This is a genomic window from Curtobacterium sp. NPDC089689, assembly GCF_044749145.1.
In the GTDB taxonomy this organism is placed as follows: Bacteria; Actinomycetota; Actinomycetes; order Actinomycetales; family Microbacteriaceae; genus Curtobacterium.
In genome coordinates, this window is the sequence record NZ_JBIVHJ010000009.1 from 1,945 (window position 1) to 5,468 (window position 3,524).

At 55.7% G+C, this 3,524-nt stretch carries 1 rRNA gene; it reads left to right on the forward strand.

From position 1 onward, the window contains the following. The first annotated feature begins 305 nt into the window (after positions 1–305). Positions 306–3,434: ribosomal RNA gene (locus tag ACIPYW_RS17550) — 23S ribosomal RNA — on the forward strand. Positions 3,435–3,524 lie beyond the last annotated feature (90 nt).

Here is a 3,524-nt window from a genome sequence, read left to right on the forward strand (position 1 = left end):
TGCTTGCAGGTCAGGAACGGGTTGGTGGGCAAGCGCGGGTGGCTGGTGCACGTTGTTGGGTCCTGAGGGACCAGGCTTCCCGGTCGTGATGATCGGGGGTTGAGCCGTGACAGTCGGGGCCGTGATGGTGCCTGGGTGTTGCTGGTTCTTCGATGGGCCACGTGAAGCTGACACGAGAGTGTTGGGGGAGTGTGGTGCCGATCGTATGTTGAGAACTACACAGTGGACGCGAGCATCTTAGATCGCTCGTGACGATGACCGGCTTGCTGGTTGTTGTTCGAGTCGATCGCAATTTTAATCTTTGTGGTCAAGTTTCTAAGAGCAAACGGTGGATGCCTTGGCATCTGGAGCCGAAGAAGGACGTAGAAATCTGCGATAAGCCTCGGGGAGCTGATAATCGAGCTGTGAGCCGAGGATTTCCGAATGGGGAAACCCCGCCAGGCGACTTGTCGACCTGGTGACTCCCGCCTGAATATATAGGGCGGGTAGAGGGAACGTGGGGAAGTGAAACATCTCAGTACCCACAGGAAGAGAAAACAACATGTGATTCCGTGAGTAGTGGCGAGCGAAAGCGGATGAGGCTAAACCGATCATGTGTGATAGCCGGCGGGCGTTGCATGGTCGGGGTTGTGGGACACGTCGCTCAGTTCTGCCGGACTGGGACGGTTACAGCGCATCATAGTCGAACCGGTTTGAAAGCCGGGCCGTAGTGGGTGCCAGCCCCGTAGACGAAATGGTGTTATGGCCGGATGTGTATCCCAAGTAGCACGGGGCCCGAGAAATCCCGTGTGAATCTGTCAGGACCACCTGATAAGCCTAAATACTCCCAGATGACCGATAGCGGACAAGTACCGTGAGGGAAAGGTGAAAAGTACCCCGGGAGGGGAGTGAAATAGTACCTGAAACCGTTTGCTTACAAACCGTCGGAGCCTCCTTGTAGGGGTGACGGCGTGCCTTTTGAAGAATGAGCCTGCGAGTTAGCGATATGTGGCGAGGTTAACCCGTGTGGGGTAGCCGTAGCGAAAGCGAGTCTGAATAGGGCGATTTGAGTCGCATGTCCTAGACCCGAAGCGAAGTGATCTATCCATGGCCAGGTTGAAGCGACGGTAAGACGTCGTGGAGGACCGAACCCACTTCAGTTGAAAATGGAGGGGATGAGCTGTGGATAGGGGTGAAAGGCCAATCAAACTTCGTGATAGCTGGTTCTCTCCGAAATGCATTTAGGTGCAGCGTTGCGTGTTTCTCGCCGGAGGTAGAGCTACTGGATGGCCGATGGGCCTCAACAGGTTACTGACGTCAGCCAAACTCCGAATGCCGGTGAGTGAGAGCGCAGCAGTGAGACGGTGGGGGATAAGCTTCATCGTCGAGAGGGAAACAACCCAGACTACCAACTAAGGCCCCTAAGCGTGTGCTAAGTGGGAAAGGATGTGGAGTTGCATAGACAACCAGGAGGTTGGCTTAGAAGCAGCCACCCTTGAAAGAGTGCGTAATAGCTCACTGGTCAAGTGATTCCGCGCCGACAATGTAACGGGGCTCAAGCACACCGCCGAAGTTGTAGATTTCGCACACTCGATAAGCCTTCGTGGTTCAGTCGTGCGGAGTGGTAGGAGAGCGTCGTGTGGCGAGTGAAGCGGCGGAGGAATCCAGCCGTGGACGCTACACGAGTGAGAATGCAGGCATGAGTAGCGAAAGACGGGTGAGAAACCCGTCCTCCGAAAGACCAAGGGTTCCAGGGCCAGGTTAATCCGCCCTGGGTAAGTCGGGACCTAAGGCGAGGCCGACAGGCGTAGTCGATGGACAACGGGTTGATATTCCCGTACCGGCGAACAACCGCCCAAGCTAATCCAGTGGTGCTAAGAGTCCTAACCCGGACCAGCGGATCCCTTCGGGGTGATGCGGGCCGGTCTAACGCTCGACCCCATGCTGGTGCGGCTAGCGTATGAACAGGTGTGACGCAGGAAGGTAGCTGAGCCAGGCGATGGTATCCGTAAGGTGAACCTGGTGTAAGGATGTAGGGCTGACGATAGGCAAATCCGTCGTCTGTATGCCTGAGATCCGACGCGTACCCGTTTTGGGGAAATCAGTGATCCTATGCTGCCGAGAAAAGCATCGACGCGAGGTTGCAGCCGCCCGTACCCGAAACCGACTCAGGTGGTCAGGTAGAGAATACCAAGGAGATCGAGAGAATCGTGGTTAAGGAACTCGGCAAAATGCCCCCGTAACTTCGGGAGAAGGGGGGCCGGAACCGTGACCGGACTTGCTCCGTGAGCGGTGAAGGCCGCAGAGACCAGTGGGAAGCGACTGTTTACTAAAAACACAGGTCCGTGCGAAGTCGCAAGACGATGTATACGGACTGACGCCTGCCCGGTGCTGGAAGGTTAAGAGGAAGGGTTAGCCTTTGGGCGAAGCTCTGAATTTAAGCCCCAGTAAACGGCGGTGGTAACTATAACCATCCTAAGGTAGCGAAATTCCTTGTCGGGTAAGTTCCGACCTGCACGAATGGCGTAACGACTTCCCAGCTGTCTCAACCGCGAACTCGGCGAAATTGCACTACGAGTAAAGATGCTCGTTACGCGCAGCAGGACGGAAAGACCCCGTGACCTTTACTACAGCTTGGTATTGGTGTTCGGTGTGGCTTGTGTAGGATAGGTGGGAGACTGTGAAGCGGGCACGCTAGTGTTCGTGGAGTCATTGTTGAAATACCACTCTGGTCACTCTGGATGTCTAACGTAGGACCCTGATCGGGTTCATGGACAGTGCCTGGTGGGTAGTTTAACTGGGGCGGTTGCCTCCCAAAGAGTAACGGAGGCGCCCAAAGGTTCCCTCAACCTGGTTGGCAATCAGGTGGCGAGTGTAAGTGCACAAGGGAGCTTGACTGTGAGACTGACAGGTCGAGCAGGGACGAAAGTCGGGACTAGTGATCCGGCAGTGGCTTGTGGAAGCGCTGTCGCTCAACGGATAAAAGGTACCTCGGGGATAACAGGCTGATCTTGCCCAAGAGTCCATATCGACGGCATGGTTTGGCACCTCGATGTCGGCTCGTCGCATCCTGGGGCTGGAGTAGGTCCCAAGGGTTGGGCTGTTCGCCCATTAAAGCGGTACGCGAGCTGGGTTTAGAACGTCGTGAGACAGTTCGGTCCCTATCCGCTGCGCGCGTTGGAAATTTGAGAAGATCTATCCCTAGTACGAGAGGACCGGGATGGACGAACCTCTGGTGTGTCAGTTGTTCTGCCAAGGGCACCGCTGATTAGCTACGTTCGGACCGGATAACCGCTGAAAGCATCTAAGCGGGAAGCCGTCTTCGAGATGAGATTTCCATGCACCTTGAGTGTGAGAGGCTCCCAGCAGACTACTGGGTTGATAGGCCGGATGTGGAAGCGGGGACTAACGACCCGTGGAGCTGACCGGTACTAATAAGCCGAAGACTTGACAACACAACTATTTCCCACACTTTCGGGTGTGGGGCTCGCGTCCACTTTGTGGTTCCCGACAGACGATCGGGAACAAGAAACTGAACACCGCGC